This window comes from Kocuria sp. CNJ-770 (assembly GCF_001942375.1).
GTDB classification, from domain to species: Bacteria; Actinomycetota; Actinomycetes; order Actinomycetales; family Micrococcaceae; genus Kocuria; species Kocuria oceani.
On record NZ_MKJW01000075.1, the window covers coordinates 18455 to 40447 of the forward strand.

A 21993-nucleotide genomic window follows, 5' to 3' on the forward strand; every position below is an offset into this window, starting at 1 on the left:
CATGACCGCCCACCCCACCACCCGCCCCGGGGGCTCGCCCCTGGCCCCGCCGTGGCTCAGCGTGCCCGAGGACCTCGACGCGCTCGACCCGGCCATCTGGCCCGAGGCGTTCCGGCGCGACGCCGAGGGAGCGCTGACCGTGGCCGGGATCCCCGCCACGGAGCTCGCCGAGCGCTACGGCACCCCCTCCTACGTCTATTCCGAGGACACGTTCCGGGCGCGCGCCCGGGAGTTCCGCACGGCCTTCACCGAGGCGTTCGCGCGGATCGGGGCGGAGGTCTCCGTCTACTACGCCGGGAAGTCCTTCCTGACCACCGAGGTGGTGCGCTGGATCCGCGAGGAGGGGCTCAACGTCGACACCTCCTCGGGCGGGGAGCTGGCCGTGGCCCTGCGCGGCGGCATGGAGCCGGCCCGGATCGCGCTGCACGGCAACAACAAGTCGGCCGCCGAGATCGCCCGTGCCCTCGACAACGGGCTCGGGCGGATCGTGGTGGACTCCCTCGCCGAGATCGAGCTCGTCGCGCGCCTGGCGCGCACCCTGGGCGTCGTGGCGCCGGTGATGATCCGGGTGACCCCGGGGGTGCACGCCTCCACGCACGAGTTCATCGCCACCGCCCACGAGGACCAGAAGTTCGGCCTGTCCCTGGCCGCGCCCGAGGGCGGCGGGGACAGCCCCGCGATGCAGGCCGTCGCCGCCTGCGTGGTGGACCCCGACCTCGACCTGCGCGGCCTGCACTGCCACATCGGCTCCCAGATCTTCGACGCCGACGGCTTCGGCAAGGCCGCGGAGCGGGTGCTGACCTTCATGGCACTGGCCGACGAGCGCTTCGGACTGACCCTGCCGGAGCTCGACCTCGGCGGCGGCTACGGCATCGCCTACACCGAGGCGGACACCCCGCGCCCGGCACGCGAGATCGCCGAGTCCCTGGCGGACCAGGTGGCCGCCACGGCCCGGTCCCTGCACATGGCGGTCCCGCACCTGTCCATCGAGCCCGGCCGGGCGATCTCCGGGCCCGCCGCGTGCACCCTCTACACCGTGGGCACGCTGAAGACCGTGACCGTCGAGGACGGCGCCCGGCGGCGCTACGTGTCGGTGGACGGCGGGATGAGCGACAACGCCCGTCCCGTGCTCTACGGCGCGGACTACACCGCCGTGCTCGCCAACCGCCGTGCCGAGGGCGCCCCCGTGCTCTCCCGGGTGGTCGGCAAGCACTGCGAGTCCGGGGACGTCGTGGTCCGCGACGTCTACCTGCCCGAGGACCTCGCCCCCGGCGACGTCCTGGCCGTGCCGGCCACGGGGGCCTACTGCTGGGCCCTGGCCAGCAACTACAACTGGATCGCCCGCCCGCCGGTCGTCGCCGTGCGCACCGCCGCGGACGGGCCCGAGGCCCGGCTCATCGTGCGGGGCGAGACCGAAGATGACCTGTTCGCCCGCGACCTGGGAGCCTGATTGAGCGACTCGACCCCCGCGACCCCCCGCCCGACCACGACCGTGAAGGTCGCCCTGCTCGGGGCAGGAAACGTCGGCGCCGAGGTGGCCCGCATCCTGCTCGACCACGGCACCGAGATGGCCGCCCGCGTGGGCGCCCCCCTCGAGCTGGCCGGCATCGCCGTGCGGGACCTCGCCGCGCGGCGCACGGTGGAGCTGCCCGAGGAGCTGTTCACCACCGACGCCGAGGCCCTCATCGACGCCGCGGACGTGGTCATCGAGCTCACCGGCGGCATCGAGCCCGCCCGCAGCCGCATCCTGCGCGCCCTGCACGCGGGAAAGCCCGTGATCTCGGGCAACAAGGCGCTCATCGCCCGGCACGGCCGCCAGCTGCAGGACGCGGCCGACGACGCCGGGGTGCCGCTCTCCTACGAGGCCGCCGTGGCCGGGGCGATCCCGATCGTGCGGCCCATGGCCGACTCCCTGGCGGGGGACCGGGTGGACCGCGTGCTGGGCATCATGAACGGCACCACCAACTACATCCTCGACCAGATGGACACCACGGGCGCGCAGTTCGACGACGCCCTCGCGGAGGCCCAGCGGTTGGGCTACGCCGAGGCGGACCCGACCGCCGACGTCGAGGGACACGACGCCGCGGCCAAGGCCGCGATCCTGGCGTCCCTGGCCTTCCACTCCACCTACACCATCGACGACGTCTACTGCCGCGGCATCACCGGCGTCACCGCCGAGGACGTCGCCGCGGCCGCGGAGGCCGGCTACGTCATCAAGCTCCTCGCCGTGTGCGAGCGCTGCGCGGGCGGCGTGAACCTGCGGGTCACCCCCACCATGATCCCGCGCGAGCACCCCCTGGCCGGCGTGCACGGGGCCTACAACGCCGTGTTCGTCGAGGCCGCGAACGCGGGGTCCCTGATGTTCTACGGCGCCGGCGCCGGCGGCGCCCCCACCGCCTCCGCCGTGCTGGGGGACTTCGTCTCGGCGGCCCGCCGCCTGGTGCTGGGAGCCCCCGCCCAGGGCGCGGAGCCGCACGCCCAGCTGCCCGCGGTGCCCATGGACGACGTGCGCACCAGCTTCTCCATCACCCTCACCGTGCAGGACCGTCTCGGCGTCCTGGCCCGGATCGCCCAGGTCTTCGCCGACCACGGCGTGTCCATCCACACGATGCAGCAGAAGGACGACCCGCACGGGTCCACGCAGCGCTCCGAGATCCGCCTGGTGACCCACCGGGGCTCGAACAAGGACCTCGTGGCCACCGTGGAGTCCCTGCGCGAGCTGCCGTTCGTCGAGGACGTCACCGGCGTGATCCGCGTGGAGCACGCCGACTGACTCCCCGGCGGCGCCCTCCCGCACGGCGCCGCCCTCCCGGGGCACCAGCACCCCACCGCACCCTCCGCAGTCCACAGGAAGAGATCCAGCACATGGCACACGTCTGGCAGGGCGTCATCAACGAGTACCGGGACCGGCTGCCGGTCACCGACTCCACCGAGGTCATCACCATGGGGGAGGGCGGCACGCCGCTCATCCGCGCCCGCGCCCTGTCGGAACTCACCGGCAACACGGTCTGGCTGAAGTTCGAGGGGATGAACCCGACCGGTTCGTTCAAGGACCGGGGCATGACCATGGCGATCACCAAGGCCAAGGAGGAGGGCGCCGAAGCCGTCGTGTGCGCCTCGACCGGCAACACCTCGGCGTCCGCCGCGGCCTACGCGAAGCAGGCCGGTCTCACCTGCGCGGTGCTCGTGCCCGAGGGACGGATCGCCATGGGCAAGCTCTCCCAGGCGGTGGCGCACGGGGCGGACATCCTCCAGGTGGACGGCAACTTCGACAACTGCCTGGAGGTCGCGCGCAAGCTCTCCGAGTCCTACCCCGTGTTCCTGGTGAACTCCGTGAACCCCCACCGGATCGAGGGGCAGAAGACCGGCGCGTTCGAGGTGGTCGACACCCTCGGCGACGCCCCGGACTACCACCTGCTGCCGGTGGGCAACGCGGGCAACATCACCGCGTACTGGAAGGGCTACCAGGAGTACGCCCGGCCCTACGACTCCGCGACCGCCGGGCAGCTGCCGGCCGCGTCGACGAAGCTGCCCGTGCTGTGGGGCTTCCAGGCCGAGGGCGCCGCCCCGCTGGTGCTCGGCCACCCGGTCACCGAGCCCGAGACCATCGCCACCGCCATCCGGATCGGCAACCCGGCGTCCTGGGACACCGCGATCGCCGCCCGGGACGAGTCCGGCGGGCTCATCGGCTCCGTCTCCGACGACGAGATCCTCGCCGCCCACCGCTGGCTCTCCGCGCGAGAGGGCGTGTTCGTGGAGCCCGGCTCCGCCGCGGGCGTGGCCGGGCTGCTCCAGAAGCACGCCGCCGGCGAGGCGCCCACCGGTGCCACGATCGTGATCACCGTGACCGGCCACGGGCTGAAGGACCCGCAGTGGGCGGTGAAGGCCGCCGAGCTGGAGGACCCCTCGCTGGTCGAGCCGAAGCGCGTGCCGTTCGACGTCGTGGCCGTGGCCGCGGCGCTGGGCCTGGAGTAGGCGCGGATGTTCGAGATCGGGCAGCGGGTCGAGCTGAGCGTGCCCGGGTCCACGGGCAACGTGGGCCCCGGCTACGACAGCCTGGGACTGGCGCTCGGCCACTACGACGACCTCGCGGTGACGGTGACCGGGGCGGGACTGGAGTTCGAGCTGCACGGCGAGGGCGCCCAGGCCGTGCCCCGCACCGCGGAGCACCTGGTGGTGCGCGCCATGCGCGCCGCCTTCCGCGCCGCGGGCGTCGAGGACCTGCCCGGACTGCGGCTCGAGGCGACCAACCGCATCCCGCACGGACGGGGCATGGGCTCGAGCGCCTCCGCCGTGGTGGCGGGCGTGCTCGCGGCGAACGCGCTGCTGCCCGCCGGGCGCGCCCTGGACGACCGCCGGCTGCTGCAGGTCGCCGCCGCGATGGAGGGCCACCCGGACAACGTGGCCCCGTCCCTCTACGGCGGCCTCGTCATCTCCTGGAGCGGGCCCGACGGCTACCGCAGCGCCCCCTTGACCGTGCACGAGGACGTGGTGCCGGTGGTCGCGATCCCCGACTACGAGGTCCCCACCCGGCTCGCACGGTCCCTGGTGCCCGCGACCGTCCCGCACCACGACGCCTCGGTCAACGCCGGGCGCACGGCTCTGCTCGTCGAGGCCATGACCCGCCGCCCCGAGCTGCTGCTGCCGGCCACCGAGGACCGGCTGCACCAGCCGTACCGGGCCTCGGCGATGCCCCCGAGCGCCCGGCTCATGGCGGCCCTGCGGGACCGGGGGCTGCCCGCCATGATCTCCGGCGCCGGCCCGACGGTCCTGGTCCTGGCCGCGGGCCCGGCGCAGGCGGCGGCGACCGAGCGCGCCCTGACGGAGCTCACCCGGGCCGGCGCCGACGCCCCGGGAGTCTCCTGGCGTGTCCTGCGTCTGCGGGTCGACGGGCAGGGTGCTAAGCTGGAGAAGCACCCGCAGAAGATCCAGGGGTAGGAGACCGCGCCCGGCGCGGTGAGGACAGCGGGCATCATGAGGGGCGTCGCCCCGGGCGGATGCCCTCGATCTCTCGCCTCCACCGCTCCGATCCTCCGGTGATCCCCCGCCGGCACCTGCTTCCACGATGCCGACGGTGCACCGGCCCGCTCTCTGCGGACCGGGGCGCACCACGATCTGACGGGTGACACCATGTTCGCCCAGGCTGCCGCGCCCTGAAGTGCGCCCCGCCGCCGGCGGCCCGCGTGCGCGGCCCGCCGGGAACCCATCACGGTCCTGGACTCTGAGATCCACGGACCCCCCACCGAGGGAGAAGGACACTTCGTGACCGAGACCACCGACCTTTCCACGGGTACGGAAGAGACCACCACCGACACCAGGAACGCGGGCCTGTCCGCGCTCAAGCTGGCCCAGCTCCAGGCGCTCGCCTCCCAGCTCGGCATCACCGGCGCCCGCCGGATGCGCAAGAGCCTGCTGGTCGACGCGATCGCCGCCCACCAGCGCGGCGGCGCCGTGGCCGACCGCGACCGCGCGGTCGAGCAGAAGATCGCCCAGACGGTGGAGAAGACCGCCGGCCAGCAGCCCGCCGCTCCCGCCGAGCGTCCCGCGGAGGACTCCGGCCGGCCCGCCGCGGCGGGGCAGCCCGACGGCGAGCAGGGCGGCCAGGACGCCCCGCCGCAGCGGCGCACCCGCTCCCGCCGGGCCACCAGCACCGGCGTGGTGGCCCCCGCCGAGCAGGACGGCTCCACGCGTCCGGCCGAGGCCGGCGAGCCGAACGGCCAGTCCGCCCCCGAGCAGTCCACGCCCGGACAGTCCACCCCCGCGCAGTCCGGCGAGGACGCCTCCGGCTCGGAGGGTGAGGGCGGCCGCGGCCGCAGCCGCAACCGGCGCAACCGCAGCCGTGAGGACAACGGCGGCAACGGTCAGGAGAGCTCGCAGCGCGCCGAGGAGTCCCGTCCCGCGGCCGAGGGCCGTGACGAGGACCAGAAGCAGGACCGCAGCCGCAACCAGAACCGCGGCCAGGACAACCGTCAGGACAAGGGCGGCCAGGACAACCGGGGCCAGGACAACCGTCAGGACAAGGGCGGCCAGGACAAGAACGACGGCCGCGGCAAGGGCGGCAGGTCCCAGGAGTCGAAGGGCCAGGACAACCGCCAGGACAACCGGGGCCAGGACAGGAACGGCCAGGACGGGGAGGGCGGCAGCCGGCGCAGCCGCCGCAACCGCAACCGCAACGACCGGGACCGGGACCGCAACGACCGCGCCGAGCGCAACGAGCGCCGCAACCGGCGGGGGCGCAGCTCCGGCCCCGAGGTGGACGACACGGAGTTCACCGAGGACGACGTGCTGCTGCCCGTGGCGGGCATCCTGGACGTGCTGGACAACTACGCGTTCGTGCGCACGTCCGGCTACCTGCCGGGCCCGAACGACGTCTACGTCAGCCTCGCCCAGGTCAAGAAGCACAACCTGCGCAAGGGTGACGCGGTGGTGGGCGCGATCCGTGCCCCGCGCGACGGCGAGCAGCAGAACAACACGCGGCAGAAGTTCAACGCCCTCGTCCAGCTGACCACGGTCAACGGCAAGAAGGCCGAGGACAACAGGGACCGCGTGGACTTCGGCAAGCTGATCCCGCTCTACCCGCAGGAGCGGCTGCGCCTGGAGACGGAGCCCAAGAAGATCGGGCCCCGCGTCGTCGACCTCGTCGCGCCCATCGGCAAGGGCCAGCGCGGCCTGATCGTCTCCCCGCCCAAGGCCGGCAAGACGCTGATGCTGCAGGCGATCGCCAACGCGATCACCACGAACAACCCCGAGGTCCACCTCATGATGGTGCTCGTCGACGAGCGCCCCGAGGAGGTCACGGACATGCAGCGCACCGTGAAGGGCGAGGTCATCGCCTCGACCTTCGACCGCCCGGCCGACGACCACACCACGGTCGCCGAGCTGGCGATCGAGCGGGCCAAGCGCCTGGTGGAGATGGGCATGGACGTGGTGGTCCTGCTGGACTCCATGACCCGCCTGGGCCGTGCGTACAACCTCTCGGCCCCCGCCTCCGGCCGCATCCTGTCCGGCGGCGTGGACTCCGCGGCCCTGTATCCGCCGAAGAAGTTCTTCGGCGCGGCCCGCAACATCGAGAACGGCGGCTCGCTGACCATCCTCGCGACCGCCCTGGTGGAGACCGGGTCCAAGATGGACGAGGTCATCTTCGAGGAGTTCAAGGGCACCGGCAACATGGAGCTGCGCCTGTCCCGTTCGCTCGCGGACAAGCGGATCTACCCGGCCGTGGACGTCAACTCCTCGGGCACCCGCCGTGAGGAGAACCTGCTCTCGCCCGACGAGATCAAGATCATGTGGAAGCTGCGCCGGGTGCTCTCCGGCCTGGACCAGCAGCAGGCGCTGGAGCTGCTCACGAACAAGCTGCGGGACACCCAGTCCAACACCGAGTTCCTGCTCCAGGTGCAGAAGACCACGCTGTCGGCCCGCTCCGAGAGCGACCGCTAGCGCACCCGCTGCCGCCGCGGCCCGCACCGGACACCCGGTCGGGCCGCGGCGGCGTCGTCGTGTCCGGGCCCCGCGCCCGCGACCCGGCGCCGTCGTCCCCGCCGCCGTCGTCCCCGCCGCCCGAAGAAGGAGCGTCCCATGCCGGACCCGATCCAGTCCCTGCTCGACGAGCACGCCGAGCTGCAGCGCCAGCTCGCCGACCCCGCGGTGCACGCCGAGCCGGGCAGGGCCCGGAAGCTGGGACGCCGCTACGCCGAGCTCAACGGCATCGCCGAGACCCACCAGCGGGTGCGGCGTCTGGAGGAGGACCTCGGAGCCGCGCGGGAGCTCGCCGACGAGGAGCCGGAGTTCGCCGAGGAGATCCCCGCGCTGGAGGAGCAGCTCACCGCGGCGCGGGAGCGGCTGCGCCGGCTGCTCGTGCCCCGCGACCCGGACGACGGGCGCAACGTCATCCTGGAGGTCAAGGCGGGGGAGGGCGGGGACGAGTCCGCGCTGTTCGCCGGGGACCTGCTGCGGATGTACCTCAAGTACGCGGAGGCCCGCGGCTGGAAGACCGAGTTCATCTCCACCAACGAGTCCGACCTCGGCGGCTACAAGGACGTCCAGGTGGCCATCAAGTCCACCGCCACGGACCCCGCCGAGGGCGTGTGGGCCCGCCTGAAGTACGAGGGCGGGGTGCACCGCGTCCAGCGGGTGCCCGTCACCGAGTCGCAGGGCCGGATCCACACCTCGGCGGCCGGGGTGCTGTCTTCCCTGAGGTCGACGAGCCGGAGGAGGTGGAGATCAGCCAGAACGACCTGAAGATCGACGTCTACCGGTCCTCGGGCCCGGCGGGCAGTCCGTGAACACCACCGACTCCGCGGTGCGCATCACCCACCTGCCCACGGGCATCGTGGTGGCCATGCAGAACGAGAAGTCGCAGCTGCAGAACCGCGAGGCCGCGATGCGGGTGCTGCGCGCCCGCATCCTGGCCCACCAGCAGGAGCAGGTCGACGCGGAGAACGCCGCGCAGCGCCGCTCCCAGGTGCGCACCATGGACCGCTCCGAGCGGATCCGCACCTACAACTTCCCGGAGAACCGGATCAACGACCACCGCACCGGGTACAAGGCCTACAACCTCGACCACGTGATGGCCGGGGACCTCGAACCGGTGGTGCGATCCGCGATCGAGATGGACGAGCAGGCCCGGCTCGAGGCCATCGGCCGGCAGGACGGCTGAGGGCGGGGGAGCGGGCATGCACAGGTCGCTGGGCCAGGCGGTGCGCTGGGCGGAGCAGGTCCTCGCCGAGGCGGGGATCGACTCCGCCCGCACGGACGCGCTGCTGCTCGCGGGCCACCTGCTGGGCCTGTCCCGCGGGGAGGTCGAGGCGCGCGCCATCATCGGCGGGGACGAACCGGAGGGCTACGCGGAGCTGGTCGCCGAACGGGCGCGCCGGGTTCCGCTGCAGCACCTCACCGGCGTCGCGCACTTCCGCTACCTGACGCTGTCCGTCGGGCCCGGTGTGTTCGTGCCCCGGCCCGAGACGGAGACCGTGGTGCAGACCGTCGTGGACGAGCTGCGGAGGCAGCTGGCCGCGGGGGTGCACCGTCCCCGGGTGGTCGACCTGGGCACGGGCTCCGGGGCGATCGCCGCCTCGGTCGCCCACGAGGTGCCGCAGGCCCGGGTGCACGCCGTGGAACTGTCCGAGAGCGCCCACGCCTGGGCCGCGCGGAACCTGCGCGGCACCCGCACCGTGCTCGTCCGTGGCGACCTGCGCACCGCCTTCCCCGAGCTCGAGGGCCGCTGCGACGTGGTGGTCTCCAACCCTCCGTACATCCCGGCCGACGCGCTCCCGCGGGAGCCGGAGGCGCGCGAGCACGACCCGGAGCTCGCTCTGTACGGCGGCGGCGAGGACGGACTCGAGCTGCCGCGGGCCGCCCTGGCCTCGGCCCTGCGGCTGCTGCGCCCGGGCGGGTTCTTCGTCATGGAGCACGCCGAGGTCCAGGCGGAGCCCGTCGCCCGCGCCTTCCGGGAGGCGGGCCTGGTGGACGTCGTGGGCCACCAGGACCTCACGGGACGGGACCGTGCCACCGCCGGACGGACCCCGGAGGCCGCCGCGCCGGCCCCGGACGGAACGGCCCCGGACGGAACGGCCCCGGACGAGATGGGAGAATGACACCGTGAGCCACACCGTCTACGACTGCAGCAGCATCGCCCAGCGCACCGCCGGGCTCAAGCACGCCGCCCGGGCGCTGGCCGCGGACGCCTGCGTGGTGCTGCCCACCGACACCGTCTACGGCATCGGCGCCGACGCCTTCTCCGCCCGCGGCGTCGCGACCCTGCTCGCGGCGAAGGGCCGCTCACGGGCGATGCCCCCGCCCGTGCTCATCGCGCACGCCGGGGTGCTGGACGGGCTCGCGGACGAGGTGTCCGACGACGCCCGCGCGCTCGCCGCGGCCTTCTGGCCGGGCGGGCTGACCCTGATCCTGCACGCCCACCCGTCCCTGGGCTGGGACCTCGGCGAGACCCACGGCACCGTGGCCCTGCGCGTGCCCGACGACGAGCTGGCGCAGGCCCTGCTCATCGAGAGCGGTCCGCTGGCCGTCTCCTCGGCGAACCGCACCGGCCGCCCGGCCGCCCTGGACGCCGGGGCCGCGGTCGGGATGCTCGGCGAGGCCGTGGAGGTCTACCTCGACGACGGCCCGCGGCCCGCCGGCCGGCCCGGCACCCCGGAGGGCGACCCCGTGTCGTCCTCGATCGTCGACTGCACCGGGGAGACCCCGCTGCTCGTGCGCCACGGCGCCGTGAGCCTGGCCCGGCTGCGTGCCGTGGTGCCCGCGGTGACGCCGGCGGACGGGGACGAGGAGCTCGAGGGCGCTCCCGCGGCGGCTCCAGCCGATGCCGCGGACCGGCCCGAGGGCTCCGGCTCCCACGCGGTGAGCGAGATCGACCCGGAGGCGGGCCCCGGTCCGGAGGCGGCCCCGGCACCCGCCCCGGCGGACCGTCCGGCCGCACCCGCCCCGGCGCAGGCGGCCGCCGCGCAGGGCCTTGCGGCCTCGCTCGTAGCCCGCTCCGTGCCCGGGCCGTCGGTCCGCCCCGCGGTGGACCAGGACCGCACCCGGGCCCAGCACCCGGCCGCGCCCGGTCAGCCCCGGCCCCTGTCCGTCGACGAGGCCGCCCGGCTCGTGGCCCGGGGCCTGGACGGCGCCTGAGGCGGGTCCGCGGCGGGCCGGCGGAGCGCCGCATCCCCGCGTGCGGGCCGCCGGAGCGCACCCTGCGCGGCCGCCGGCGGACCCGGGGACCGGACGGTCCCCGGCGCCGGCTCAGCGCCGGCCGACGGCCAGGTGGGCCTGGCGCAGCACCTCGGTGATCCGCGGCTCCGGCAGCTCGCCGTGCTCCTCGGCCCAGCCGCGCACCTGGCGCTGCCCGAACCAGGTGACCTCCAGCCGGCGCACGAGCCCGTGCCAGCGGTTGCCGGCCAGGCCGGACACGGCGAAGCCGGTGTCCACCGCGGCCCGGCACAGCAGCGCCGGGAGGTGCAGCGGCTCGCGGCGGCCGGCGTCCCGCAGGATCGAGGCGGTGGTCGCCCCCTCCCAGGGCTGCAGCAGGACCGGGGGCAGCTCGCCGGGGTGGCGCCCGGCGCGGGAGACGAACTCCGCCAGGGCGTGCACGGAGCTGACCGGCGTGGGCGCGGAGCCGTCGCCGGCCACGGAGCTCAGCCGCGAGGACGCGAAGCGGGCCAGCCGCGCGGTGGTGCGCCGGCCCGAGCCCTGCACCGAGGTGGCGCGCAGCGCCGTGAGGGCGGGGCCCCCCGGGTCGGCGGCCCAGTCCCGGCGCAGCTTCAGCAGGGCGCTCTCACCGAGCGCCTTGGAGAAGGAGTAGGGGGAGAAGGGCCGCACCGTGGGCGTCTCGTCCAGGACGTCGATGTCGCCCTGGACGGCGGCGCTGCTGAGGTGCACGACACGCCGCACGCTCGTGCGGCGGGCGGCGAGGGCCACGAGCACCGGCAGCAGCGCGTTGGCGCCCAGCAGCGACTCCTCGTGCGTCTGGTCCGGCGCGGCGAGGCCGGCGGCGTTGACGACCACGTGGGCCCCTGCGAAGGACTCGGCGAGGTAGTCGATCACCGACTCGAGGCGCCCGGCCTGCTCCAGCAGGTGGTGGACGGTGTGCGCGCCGGACGCCAGGCGGGGGGCGGAGACCGGGACCACCGTCTGGCCGTCCGCCTGCAGCCGGGCCACGGTCGCGGAGCCCACGAACCCCGTCGCTCCCAGGACTGCCCACGTCGTCGATGTCACGGTGCTTCCTTCCCGCCGGTCTGCGCCGGTCGCCGTCGTCCGGGCCGGAGCCCCTGGGCTCATCGTACAGACCGGCCCCGGCCGCGCCCGGTTGCTAGACTCGGCACGATCCGGCGCCCACCCCGGCACCCTGCCGCGCCGGAGCCCGCTACCGCACCTGGAGGATCCGCATGCCGTCCGACCCCACGCCCACGGTGGCGGTGGCCTGCGTGACCCAGGACCGGCACGAGGACGTGCTGACCCTGGTGGCGGCGCTGCGGGCGCAGACGGTGCCGGTCGCGTCGCTGTGCCTGGTCGACGCGGGCCGCGAGGCGGTGCCGCGGGACGCGCTCGAGGAGGCGGTCGGCGGCCGGTTCGCGCTGCACCACGTGCGGTCCCTGGCCAACCTGGGCGGCGCCGGCGGGTTCTCCCTCGCGATCCTCACCGCGCTGGCCACCGGCGCGGACCGGGTGTGGCTCATGGACGACGACGCCCGCCCGGAGCAGCCCGACTGCCTGGAGATCCTCCTGGAGGAGGCCGCGCGGCGGGAGCTCGCCGTGGTCTCGCCGCTGATCGTCGCCCCGCAGGACCACACCGCCCTGGCGTTCTCCTACCGGCTGGACGGGCGGCTCACGCACGCCCGCTCCGACCTCGAGCCGCTGGGCTTCCTGCCCGGGTACGCCACCTTCTTCAACGGCGCGCTCGTGGCCGAGGACGTGTTCTTCCGGGTGGGGCTGCCGGACCTCAAGCTGTTCCTGCGCGGGGACGAGGTGGACTTCCTGATCCGGCTGCGCCGCTCCGGCCTGCCGTTCGGCACCACCACCCGGGCGGCGGTGGCCCACCCGCCGGGCTGGGCCGAGGAGCACGTGGTGATCCCGGGCCGGCTCAAGGTCGTGGTGCCGGAGACCGCGTTCAAGCGGGCGCACTTCTTCCGCAACCGCGGCTGGACCACCTGGCGCTACAAGCGGCCGGTGCAGCTCGCGGCCGACCTCGTCGGCTACCCCCTGTACTACCTGCGCCGCCGGGACGTGCGCGGCCTGGTGTCCTGGGCCGGCCGCTACGTCGGCGGGATGCGCGGCCGGGGCTTCGGCGGGCCGCGGTGACGGCGGCCCCCGCGGCGGTGCCCGAGTTCTCCGTCCTGATGTCCGTGTACCGCGGCGACACGCCCGAACGGCTGCGCCGGGCCGCGGAGTCGACCACGGTGGAGCAGCAGCGTCCGCCGGCGGAGCTCGTCCTCGTGCGCGACGGCCCGGTCCCCGCGCCCCTCGAGGCGGAGCTGGGCCGGCTCGCCCGGGAGCTGCCCGTGGCCGTGGTGCGGGTCGACCTCGAGCGCAACGAGGGGCTCACCGCCGCCCTGAGCGCGGGCCTGGCCCGGTGCCGGCACGACGTCGTGGCGCGGATGGACGCCGACGACGTCTCCTACCCCCGCCGCTTCGCCGTGCAGCTGCCGGTGATCGAGGCGGGCGCCGACGTGGTCGGCTCCTCGATGCACGAGATCGGCGAGGACGAGGCCCGCCCGCTCGCGCTGCGGCGGGCCCCGGTGGGGCAGGACCGGATCCTGGCGGTCTCCCGGCGGCGCAACCCGCTCAGCCACCCGTCCGTGGTGTTCCGGCGCTCCGCCGTGACGGCCGTGGGCGGCTACGAGGACGTGCCGCTGGCGGAGGACTACTGGCTGTGGGTCCGGCTGCTGCGGGCGGGGGCGGACCTGCGCAACGTGGCCGAGCCGCTGGTGGGCTACCGCGTCTCGGCGGGGGCCTACGAGCGCCGCGGCGGCATGCGGATGTTCCGGGCCGACCTGGCCCTGCAGGCCCGCCTGCTGCGGTCCGGGCACGTCGGCTTCCTACAATGGGCCGTGAACGTCGGGGTCCGCGCGGGGTACCGCTTCGTCCCCACCCGGCTCCGGGAGCTCGCCTACCGGGCCATGGCCGGGACCGGCCGCCGGTGACCGCGGGCCCTGCGCCCCGCCCGCCGGCTCCGACCGTGAGCGGCCCCGACCACGAAAGGAACGACTCGATGAGTGGTGAGCCCGAGCGCACCCCCCGCTCCGGGGCGTCCGCGCTCCCGGCCCCGCCGGGGTCCCCGGAGAAGCCGGTGGCGTGGCTGTGGATCCAGATGCTCCTGGACTCCGCCGCCTGGATCGTGGCGCTCGTGCTGGCCCTGGTGCTGCGCTACGAGATGGCCCTGCAGTTCATCACCGTGCCGGGGCTGCTCGTCGTGTCCGCCGTGGCGGTGGCCGCCCAGCTCGTCGTGGGCTTCTCCTTCGCCCTGTACAAGGGGCGCTACTCCTTCGGCAGCTTCGACGAGGCCAAGCTGCTCGTGGTCGTCACGCTCATCGTCACGGCGGTGCTCCAGGTGCTGCTCCTGGTGGTGGGCACGAGCATCGGCATCCCCCGCTCCACCGCCCTGATCGCCTTCCCGTTCGCGTGCCTGTTCATGGCCGCCTTCCGGTACCTGAAGCGGATGTACCAGGAGGCCTCGGCCCGGCCGGGCGCCGCCGCCCAGCACGTGGTGATCTACGGTGCCGGCTATCTCGGGACGTTCCTGGTGCACCGGATGATGCAGGACCCGAACTCCGACTTCCTGCCCGTGGCCCTGCTCGACGACGACCCCGCGAAGAAGCACCTGCGCATCTCCTCGGTGCCGGTGCTGGGCACCCTGCACGACGTCCGCGACGTGATGGCCCGCACCCGGGCCTCCGTGCTGATCGTGGCGATGTCCAGCCCCGAGCCCCGGCTCATGCACCGCGTGGCCGATGCCGTGGCCGGCACCGGGATCCGGGTCATGACCATGCCCCCGCTGGGCGAGGTGCTCACCGCCAAGCACAAGGCCGTGGACTTCCGGGACATCAGCATGGAGGACCTCATCGGCCGCCGCCCGGTGGACATCGACCTGGAGGAGATCGCCGGCTACGTCACGGGCCGGCGCGTCCTGGTCACGGGCGCGGGCGGCTCCATCGGCTCGGAGCTGTGCCGCCAGCTGGTGGGCTTCGAGCCCGCGGAGCTGATCATGGTGGACCGCGACGAGTCGGCGCTGCAGGGCACGCAGATCTCCATCACCGGTCGCGGCCTGCTCGACGGGCGCGACACGGTCCTCGCCGACATCCGCGACCCCGAGTCCGTCAGGGCGATCTTCCGCGACCGGCGCCCGGAGGTCGTCTTCCACGCGGCGGCCCTCAAGCACGTGTCGCTGCTCGAGCAGTACCCGGACGAGGCGTGGAAGACCAACGTCCTGGGCACCCTCAACGTGCTGCAGGCCGCGGAGGAGGCGGAGGTCGAGGTGTTCGTGAACATCTCCACGGACAAGGCCGCCAACCCCACCACGGCACTGGGCCACTCCAAGCGCGTGGCCGAGAAGCTCACCGCCTGGATGGCGGACCGGACCGGGCGCCGGTACGCGTCCGTGCGCTTCGGCAACGTCTTCGGCTCCCGCGGCTCGATGCTGCCCCTGTTCACCGAGCAGATCCGGCAGGGCGGCCCCATCACGGTGACCGACCCCGAGGCCACCCGGTACTTCATGACCATCCCGGAGGCCTGACAGCTCGTCATCCAGGCCGGGGCGATCGCCCGGGGCGGGGAGGTGCTGATCCTGGACATGGGCGAGCCCGTGCGGATCATGGACATCGCCGAGCGGCTGCGCGTGATGAGCGGACGGGAGGACGTCGAGATCGAGATCACCGGACTGCGCCCGGGGGAGAAGCTGCACGAGGACCTGATCGGCCTCGGCGAGACGGACGAGCGGCCGTTCCACCCCAAGATCTCCCACGCCCGCGCCGACCGCCTGGACCCGGCCCAGCTGGACCGGCACACCTGGAAGGTGCGCGGCGGGATGGTCTACACCGGTACGGTCCCCGTGGTGCGGCCCTCCACCCAGCCGCCGCCCACTTCCGTGCAGCGCCCGCGCAGCCCCTCCGGGAGGGCGTCGTGAGCGCCGCCGCGCCGCTGCCCGTGCTGCGTCCGGCCGGGCTGGACCTCACCGACCCCGGAGCCGCACCGGACCCGGAGGAGCTGCGCCGGCTCGGCGAGCTCGTCCTGACGGTCGGGGCCCCCGCCCTCGTGCTGAGCCTGCTGCTGCCCCTGGTGGTCAAGCCGCTGCTCGCGCGCTGGGGCGTGCTGGACGTGCCCAACGAACGCTCCTCCCACCAGCGCACCGTGGTGCGCGGCATGGGCCTGGCGGTGGCCGTGGCCGTGCTCCTGGCCTACGGCGGCGCCCTGCTGGCCGGGGCGGTGGAGGTCGACCGGTCGGTGGCGCTGGTCGTGCTCGCGGTCGCCGCGCTGTGCGCGGCCCTCGGGTGGGTCGAGGACTACCGGGGGGTGTCCGTGCGGGGGCGCCTGGCCGCGCAGCTGGGCATCGGGCTGGCCGCCACCGGCGTGCTGGTGAGCGTGCTCGGCACCTCGGTGTGGTGGCTGCCCGTGGGCACCCTGGCGATCGCCGCCTACGTCAACATGGCCAACTTCATGGACGGGATCAACGGGATCTCCGGGCTGCACGGGCTGGCCGCCGGACTGCTCTACGCCTGGGCCGGCGCCTCCAACGACCTGACCTGGATGGTCGCCGCCGGCCTGGCCGTGGCCGGGGGCTTCGCCGGGTTCCTGCCGTGGAACCTGGGCCGCGGCACCGTCTTCCTCGGCGACGTCGGCTCCTACCTGCTGGGCGGGTCCCTGGCCGGCATCGCGGTGGCCGCGTTCCTCTCCGGCGTCTACGTCGAGTACCTCCTGCCGCCGCTGGCCGTCTACGTCGCCGACACCGCCGTGACCCTGCTCCGCCGCGTCCGGGCGGGGGAGGACTGGTACCGCCCGCACCGCTCGCACGTGTACCAGCGGCTCACCGACGCCGGGCTCTCCCACGTGGGCTCCTCCCTCGTCGTCACGGGCGTCACCGTCCTCGTCAGCGTGGTCTCGGTCCTGGGCCTGCGCACCGGGCCCACGGCCACGGTGCTCGCGGGCGCGTTCGTCCTGGCCGTGCTGGGGCTCTACCTCGTGCTGCCGGAGCTGCTCGTCCGCCGCGGCGCGCGCCGCCGGACCCGGGCCCCGCGGTGAGCGGGCCCGCGCTCAGCGCCCTGGCCGGGGCCGGGCTGATCGTCGCGAGCCACCTGATCACCCTGCTCGTGGCCCGGGCGACCGCGGGCGCCCCGGGCCCCGTAGCGGCCCCCGCCCTGGCGCTGAGCTACGTGCTGAAGGTGTTCGTGCTCGGCTGGGTGCTGCTGACCGTGCCCGCCCCGCCCTGGCTGTCCCCGGGCTGGCTCGCCGCAGGCCTGCTGGGGGCGCTGGCCGTGTCCCTGGTCCTGGCCGGGCGCACGAGCGCCCGGCGGACCCGCGCGGCCCTCGGCCCGGTGCTGCGCGCCCGGCAGGAGGACCCGCGGCAGGACCCGCAGGGGAACCCGCAGCAGGACCTCCACGGGCGCCGCGAGCCGGGCGTGCCCGGGGACCCGGGCGCGGACCCGCACGGCAACCGGCACGACGGGTCCGCGCGGTCCGCCGGGGCCCCGGCGCACGACGACAGGAGGACCGGGCGCCATGAGCACGGATGACCGCGACGGCACGACCGGCGGCCCCGCGGACCCGCCCGGACCGGCCCCGGAGGAGGGCCCGGCAGGCGCGGAGGAACACGGCCGGGACGGGCCCGCCCGGGGTCGGGGACTGCGCACCGCGGGGGAGCTCGTGGAGGGCGGCGGCCTGTCCGGCGGCCTCACGACACTCCTCTACGTGGTGATCGGGATGGGGTTCTGGAGTTTGGTAGGGTGGGGTGCGGATCGCGTGCTGGGAACCCGGTGGATCGTGGTCCTGGGCGCGTGCATCGGTGCCGCCTCCGGGATCTACGTCGTGTACCTCCACATGCAGGAGGGGCTCCGTCGCAGCCAGGCCTCCGACGGAGCTGATCCTCCCAACCCGCACCAGTCCGGCCCGGACTCGGCGCCCCGACCGTGACAACCGGCCAGAGCACTGCAGAAAGGACCCGCATTGAACGCCGCCCTCAGGCTTCCCGCCACCGGAGGATTCACCGCCCCGACCGTCGATGAGATGCACCTGCCTCCGTTCTTCGAGCTGGGCACCTTCGAGTTCGGCAAGCAGATGCTGCTGGTCCTCCTGTCGGTCGTCCTGATCGCCGGCTTCTTCATGTGGGCCATCCGCCGCCGCGCGCTCGTCCCCTCGAAGGCCCAGTACCTCGGGGAGAGCGGCTACGGCTTCGTCCGCAACCACCTCGGCCGGGACATCATCGGCGAGAAGGAGTTCCGCCCCTACGTCCCGCTGCTGTTCACGTTCTTCTTCTTCATCCTCGTGAACAACCTCTTCGGCTCGATCCCGATCCTGCAGCTGCCGACGCTCTCCCACGCGGGCTCCGCCTACGTGCTGGCCGGCATCGCCTACGTCACCTGGGTGTTCATGGGGATCAAGCGCCACGGCCTCGGCGGGTTCATGGGGAAGATGACCATGCCGCCGGACGTCCCGAAGGCGCTGTACATCTTCCTGATCCCGATCGAGTTCCTCTCGAACCTGATCATCCGCCCGGTCACCCACGCCCTGCGTGTGTTCGCCACGATGTTCGCCGGTCACCTGGCGCTCATGGTCGCGGCCTCGATGACCGCGTACCTGCTGACCCAGGGCGGGCTGCTGAGCATCGTCTCCGTCGGATCCACCGTGCTGGGCATCTTCATCTACTTCCTGGAGATCCTCATCCAGGTCCTCCAGGCCTACATCTTCACCCTCCTCTTCGCCGTCTACGTCCAGGGCGCCCTGCAAGAGGGCCACTGACCCCGGCGGAGCCCCCGTCCGGCCCCGGCCGGACACCCCAGCTCCATCCTCCAACTGTTCAGAGCCGACACGGCTACGACGCCCGGCCCCCGGGCACCTAGAAAGGAAACACCCCTCATGACTGGTTCGCTCAGCGCTATTGGTTACGGTCTGGCTGCCATCGGCGGTGGCATCGGCGTGGGTCTGATCTTCGCCGCGTACATGCAGTCCGTCGCCCGCCAGCCGGAGTCGCAGCGCGTGCTGCAGCCGATGCTGTTCTTCGGCTTCGCCGTGGTCGAGGCGCTCGCGATTCTGGGCTTCGTGCTCGCGTTCATCGCCTGAGTGGCGTACCCCGTACAAGTCCTTCCTAGAGAACAGGAATCGCGAACATGACACTGTTGCTGGCAGCCGAGGAAGGGGCGAACCCCCTCTTCCCCAATGTCTGGGAAATGCTGATCACCGGCATCGGGTTCCTGATCCTGCTCTTCCTGGTCGTCAAGTTCGTCGTGCCGGCCTTCGAGCGGGTCTACCAGGAGCGCACCGAGGCCATCGAGGGCGGTCTCGCGAAGGCGAAGGCCGCGCAGGCCGAGGCCGCCGCCGCGCGTGACGAGTACAACCAGCAGCTCGAGAGCGCGCGCCTGGAGGCGCAGAAGATCCGCGAGGAGGCCCGCCTGGAGGGCGAGAAGATCCTGGCGGACTTCAAGGACCGGGCCAACGCCGAGTCCGCGCGCATCACCGAGAACGCGCACCGGACCATCGAGGCGGAGCGCTCGGCCGCCGTGGTCTCGCTGCGCAACGAGGTGGGCGCGCTGGCCACCACGCTGGCGTCGAAGATCGTGGGGGAGACCCTCGACGACGACGCCCGCGCCGGCCGGGTCGTCGACCGCTTCCTCGCCGACCTCGAGTCGGAGCAGCAGCGGAACGCGGGTGCAGCGCGGTAATGACAGACGCAGCGAACGAATACCGTCAGCAGGCCACCGCAGACGCCGAGCGCTGGGCCGGCTCCGCCAGCCCCGCGCTCGCGCGCGAGCTGTTCGCCGTGCTGGCCGTCCTCGACGAGAACGGACCCGTGCGCCGGGCGCTCGTGGACCCCTCGTACTCGGGGGAGCAGCGGGCCCAGGTGGTCCGCCGGCTGTTCACCGGCAAGGTCTCCCCGGACGCCGTGGAGATCGTCGCCGGGATGACCGCCCGGCGCTGGGGCGACGACCGCGAGTTCGCCGACGGCCTGGAGCACGCCGGGGTGGTCCTCACCGCGGCGTCCGCGGAGAACCGGGCCGGCCTCGAGGGCCTCGAACAGGTCGTCGACCAGCTCATCGCCTTCAAGACCGTCCTGGACGGCTCGCACGAGCTGCAGCGGGCGCTCAGCGATCCGCGCGCGGACGTCGAGGCGAGGACCCAGCTCACCCGCCGGCTCAGCCCGGGCGCCTCGGAGGAGGCGCTGCTGCTCCTGGAGCAGGCCGTGCTCTCGCCGCGCGGCGCCCTGGTGGGCCGTCTCGTGGAGCGCTTCGCGGAAGAGGTCGCGGCGCGCCGCCAGCGCTGGATCGCCCACGTGAGCACCTCCCGCCCGCTGACCGACGAGCAGCGGGCCCGCCTGCAGCACCAGCTCAACACGCTGTACGGCAAGGACCTCAAGCTCACGGTCGACGTCGATCCGGCGCTGATCGGCGGGCTCAAGGTGCAGGTCGGCGAGGAGGTCATCGACGGTTCCGTCGCGGCCCGCCTCGACGCGCTGCGCCAGCGGATCGGCGCCTGAGCCGAGGCTCGCACGCCGCCGTGGCGGGGGCACCGCCCCGCCGGCCGGACGGCACCGGCCGGTGGACCGGCGCAGCGTTCCGCCACGACAATGGACTCACGGTCACCGCCGACGCAGTGATCACGAACTAGGAGAGCAGGGACAGGACATGTCCGAAGTCACCATCAATGCCGACGACGTCCGTAGCGCGCTGAGCGAATTCGCCGCGTCCTACGAGCCCGGCACCGCAGAACGAACCGAGGTCGGCCGCGTCAGTAGCGCCTCCGACGGCATCGCCCGCGTCGAGGGCCTGCCCTCGGTCATGGCCAACGAGCTGCTGCGCTTCGAGAACGGCGTGCTGGGCCTCGCGCAGAACCTCGACACCCGCGACATCGGCGTCGTGATCCTCGGCGACTTCCGCGGCATCGAGGAGGGCCAGGAGGTCCAGCGCACCGGGGAGGTCCTCTCCGTGCCCGTGGGCGACGCCTACCTCGGTCGCGTGGTCGACCCGCTGGGCATGCCCATCGACGACCTCGGCCCGATCGAGGCCGAGGGCCGCCGCGCCCTGGAGCTTCAGGCCCCCGGCGTGACCATGCGCAAGTCGGTGCACGAGCCGCTGCAGACGGGCATCAAGGCCATCGACGCCATGATCCCGATCGGCCGCGGTCAGCGCCAGCTCCTCATCGGCGACCGGCAGACCGGCAAGACGGCGATCGCCGTCGACGCCATCCTCAACCAGCGCGCCAACTGGGAGTCCGGGGACGTCAACAAGCAGGTGCGCTGCATCTACGTGGCGGTCGGGCAGAAGGCCTCGACCATCGCCGGCGTGCGCCAGACCCTGGAGGACAACGGGGCGCTCGAGTACACCACGATCGTCGCCGCTCCGGCCTCCGAGGCCGCGGGCATCAAGTACCTCGCCCCCTACGCCGGCTCGGCCATCGGCCAGCACTGGATGTACGGCGGCAAGCACGTGCTGATCGTCTTCGACGACCTGTCCAAGCAGGCCGAGGCCTACCGTGCCGTGTCGCTGCTGCTGCGCCGCCCGCCGGGACGCGAGGCCTACCCCGGCGACGTCTTCTACCTGCACTCCCGCCTGCTCGAGCGCTGCGCCAAGCTCTCGGACGAGCTGGGCGCCGGGTCGATGACCGGTCTGCCGATGATCGAGACGAAGGCCAACGACGTCTCGGCCTTCATCCCGACCAACGTCATCTCGATCACCGACGGCCAGATCTTCCTGCAGTCGGACCTGTTCAACGCCAACCAGCGCCCGGCCGTGGACGTGGGCATCTCGGTGTCCCGCGTCGGCGGCGCCGCGCAGGTGAAGGCGATGAAGAAGGTCTCCGGCACGCTGAAGCTGGAGCTGGCCTCCTACCGGTCGATGCAGGCCTTCGCGATGTTCGCCTCGGACCTCGACCCGGCCTCGCGCCAGCAGCTGACCCGCGGCGCGCGCCTGATGGAGCTGCTGAAGCAGAAGCAGTACACCCCGTACCCGGTCGAGGACCAGGTCGTGTCGATCTGGGCCGGCACCAACGGCCACCTCGACGAGGTCGAGGTCGCCGACGTGCTGGACTTCGAGCAGGCGCTGCTGGACCACGTCCGCCGCACCACCAACGTCATGGACTCCATCGTGGGGACCGGCAAGCTCGAGGACGACGCGGTCGCCGCCCTCGAGACCGCCGTGGCCGAGGTCAAGCGCGACTTCCGGGGCACCAAGCACGGCATCGAGCCGGGGCACGAGGAGCACGAAGCCATCGACGCCTCGAAGGTCGACCAGGAACGGATCGTCAGGAAGTAACCGGTCGGTCCGGTGCGCCGCCGCGGCGGCGCACCGGACACGGTGAC

At 73.6% G+C, this 21993-nt stretch carries 18 protein-coding genes and 2 pseudogenes; 19 read left to right on the plus strand and 1 reads right to left on the minus strand.

Annotation, left to right across the window (positions count from 1 at the left end):
* Position 1: 1 nt before the first annotated feature.
* The 8 genes and pseudogenes from lysA (at position 2) to BJF77_RS22480 (ending at position 10629) form a co-directional block, all read left to right on the plus strand.
* Complete coding sequence (gene lysA / locus BJF77_RS03605; protein ID WP_075871295.1) at positions 2–1450, plus strand: diaminopimelate decarboxylase; 1449 nt, start codon at positions 2–4, stop codon at positions 1448–1450.
* Positions 1451–2773 carry a homoserine dehydrogenase gene (locus tag BJF77_RS03610; RefSeq protein ID WP_075871296.1) on the plus strand — a complete coding sequence of 441 codons (1323 nt, stop codon included), beginning with the start codon at positions 1451–1453 and terminating at the stop codon, positions 2771–2773. It abuts the gene before it with no gap.
* 92 nt (positions 2774–2865) lie between these two features.
* Positions 2866–3975 carry a threonine synthase gene (gene thrC, locus BJF77_RS03615; RefSeq protein WP_047802509.1) on the plus strand — a complete coding sequence of 370 codons (1110 nt, stop codon included), beginning with the start codon at positions 2866–2868 and terminating at the stop codon, positions 3973–3975.
* A gap of 6 nt (positions 3976–3981) precedes the next feature.
* The gene (gene thrB / locus BJF77_RS03620) at positions 3982–4938 is read left to right on the plus strand and encodes a homoserine kinase (RefSeq protein WP_075871297.1); all 957 of its coding nucleotides are present in this window, start codon (positions 3982–3984) and stop codon (positions 4936–4938) included.
* Between the two features lie 324 nt (positions 4939–5262).
* Positions 5263–7437 carry a transcription termination factor Rho gene (rho, locus tag BJF77_RS03625; protein WP_075871298.1) on the plus strand — a complete coding sequence of 725 codons (2175 nt, stop codon included), beginning with the start codon at positions 5263–5265 and terminating at the stop codon, positions 7435–7437.
* A gap of 138 nt (positions 7438–7575) precedes the next feature.
* A pseudogene (prfA, locus tag BJF77_RS03630) lies at positions 7576–8656 on the plus strand (peptide chain release factor 1).
* Between the two features lie 16 nt (positions 8657–8672).
* On the plus strand, positions 8673–9593 hold the full coding sequence (prmC, locus tag BJF77_RS03635) for a peptide chain release factor N(5)-glutamine methyltransferase (protein ID WP_075871299.1): 921 nt from the start codon (positions 8673–8675) through the stop codon (positions 9591–9593).
* A 4-nt stretch (positions 9594–9597) separates the two neighbouring features.
* Positions 9598–10629, plus strand: coding sequence for an L-threonylcarbamoyladenylate synthase (locus BJF77_RS22480; protein ID WP_075871300.1), 1032 nt, complete (start codon positions 9598–9600; stop codon positions 10627–10629).
* A 111-nt stretch (positions 10630–10740) separates the two neighbouring features.
* On the opposite strand, the gene BJF77_RS03645 is transcribed toward BJF77_RS22480, so the two are convergent.
* The gene (locus tag BJF77_RS03645) at positions 10741–11712 is read right to left on the minus strand and encodes an NAD(P)-dependent oxidoreductase (RefSeq protein WP_075871301.1); all 972 of its coding nucleotides are present in this window, start codon (positions 11710–11712) and stop codon (positions 10741–10743) included.
* 170 nt (positions 11713–11882) lie between these two features.
* On the opposite strand from BJF77_RS03645, the gene BJF77_RS03650 reads away from it, so the two are divergent.
* From BJF77_RS03650 to atpA, 11 genes and pseudogenes are all read left to right on the plus strand, one after another.
* On the plus strand, positions 11883–12794 hold the full coding sequence (locus BJF77_RS03650) for a glycosyltransferase (RefSeq protein WP_075871302.1): 912 nt from the start codon (positions 11883–11885) through the stop codon (positions 12792–12794).
* Positions 12791–13636: a glycosyltransferase gene (locus BJF77_RS03655; protein ID WP_255396121.1), complete on the plus strand. Its 846-nt coding sequence runs from the start codon at positions 12791–12793 to the stop codon at positions 13634–13636. The genes BJF77_RS03650 and BJF77_RS03655 overlap by 4 nt, the downstream gene beginning before the upstream one ends.
* Positions 13637–13803: 167 nt before the next feature.
* Positions 13804–15615, plus strand: a pseudogene (locus tag BJF77_RS03660) (polysaccharide biosynthesis protein).
* The gene (locus BJF77_RS03665) at positions 15612–16727 is read left to right on the plus strand and encodes a glycosyltransferase family 4 protein (RefSeq protein WP_255396122.1); all 1116 of its coding nucleotides are present in this window, start codon (positions 15612–15614) and stop codon (positions 16725–16727) included. Before BJF77_RS03660 ends, BJF77_RS03665 begins: the two are co-directional and overlap by 4 nt.
* The gene (locus BJF77_RS20430) at positions 16724–17218 is read left to right on the plus strand and encodes a hypothetical protein (RefSeq protein WP_075871303.1); all 495 of its coding nucleotides are present in this window, start codon (positions 16724–16726) and stop codon (positions 17216–17218) included. Before BJF77_RS03665 ends, BJF77_RS20430 begins: the two co-directional genes overlap by 4 nt.
* Positions 17205–17615, plus strand: a complete 411-nt coding sequence (locus BJF77_RS03675; protein WP_053004730.1) for an AtpZ/AtpI family protein — start codon at positions 17205–17207, stop codon at positions 17613–17615. The genes BJF77_RS20430 and BJF77_RS03675 overlap by 14 nt, the downstream gene beginning before the upstream one ends.
* Positions 17616–17648: 33 nt before the next feature.
* A complete protein-coding gene (atpB, locus tag BJF77_RS03680) occupies positions 17649–18440 on the plus strand; it encodes a F0F1 ATP synthase subunit A (protein ID WP_075871304.1) in 792 nt (263 codons plus the stop codon).
* A 117-nt stretch (positions 18441–18557) separates the two neighbouring features.
* The gene (atpE, locus tag BJF77_RS03685) at positions 18558–18761 is read left to right on the plus strand and encodes an ATP synthase F0 subunit C (protein WP_017833261.1); all 204 of its coding nucleotides are present in this window, start codon (positions 18558–18560) and stop codon (positions 18759–18761) included.
* Between the two features lie 47 nt (positions 18762–18808).
* Complete coding sequence (locus BJF77_RS03690) at positions 18809–19360, plus strand: F0F1 ATP synthase subunit B (protein WP_047802197.1); 552 nt, start codon at positions 18809–18811, stop codon at positions 19358–19360.
* Positions 19360–20172, plus strand: coding sequence for a F0F1 ATP synthase subunit delta (locus BJF77_RS03695; protein WP_075871305.1), 813 nt, complete (start codon positions 19360–19362; stop codon positions 20170–20172). The genes BJF77_RS03690 and BJF77_RS03695 overlap by 1 nt, the downstream gene beginning before the upstream one ends.
* A gap of 148 nt (positions 20173–20320) precedes the next feature.
* The gene (atpA, locus tag BJF77_RS03700; protein ID WP_047802195.1) at positions 20321–21946 is read left to right on the plus strand and encodes a F0F1 ATP synthase subunit alpha; all 1626 of its coding nucleotides are present in this window, start codon (positions 20321–20323) and stop codon (positions 21944–21946) included.
* Positions 21947–21993 lie beyond the last annotated feature (47 nt).

Bases quoted from the DNA above. Each gene is read 5' to 3' on its own strand.
- lysA (WP_075871295.1), top strand. From the start codon at position 2: ATGACCGCCCACCCCACCACCCGCCCCGGGGGCTCGCCCCTGGCCCCG.
- thrC (WP_047802509.1), top strand. From the start codon at position 2,866: ATGGCACACGTCTGGCAGGGCGTCATCAACGAGTACCGGGACCGGCTG.
- thrB (WP_075871297.1), top strand. From the start codon at position 3,982: ATGTTCGAGATCGGGCAGCGGGTCGAGCTGAGCGTGCCCGGGTCCACG.
- prmC (WP_075871299.1), top strand. From the start codon at position 8,673: ATGCACAGGTCGCTGGGCCAGGCGGTGCGCTGGGCGGAGCAGGTCCTC.
- BJF77_RS03650 (WP_075871302.1), top strand. From the start codon at position 11,883: ATGCCGTCCGACCCCACGCCCACGGTGGCGGTGGCCTGCGTGACCCAG.
- BJF77_RS03675 (WP_053004730.1), top strand. From the start codon at position 17,205: ATGAGCACGGATGACCGCGACGGCACGACCGGCGGCCCCGCGGACCCG.
- atpE (WP_017833261.1), top strand. From the start codon at position 18,558: ATGACTGGTTCGCTCAGCGCTATTGGTTACGGTCTGGCTGCCATCGGC.
- BJF77_RS03690 (WP_047802197.1), top strand. From the start codon at position 18,809: ATGACACTGTTGCTGGCAGCCGAGGAAGGGGCGAACCCCCTCTTCCCC.
- BJF77_RS03695 (WP_075871305.1), top strand. From the start codon at position 19,360: ATGACAGACGCAGCGAACGAATACCGTCAGCAGGCCACCGCAGACGCC.
- atpA (WP_047802195.1), top strand. From the start codon at position 20,321: ATGTCCGAAGTCACCATCAATGCCGACGACGTCCGTAGCGCGCTGAGC.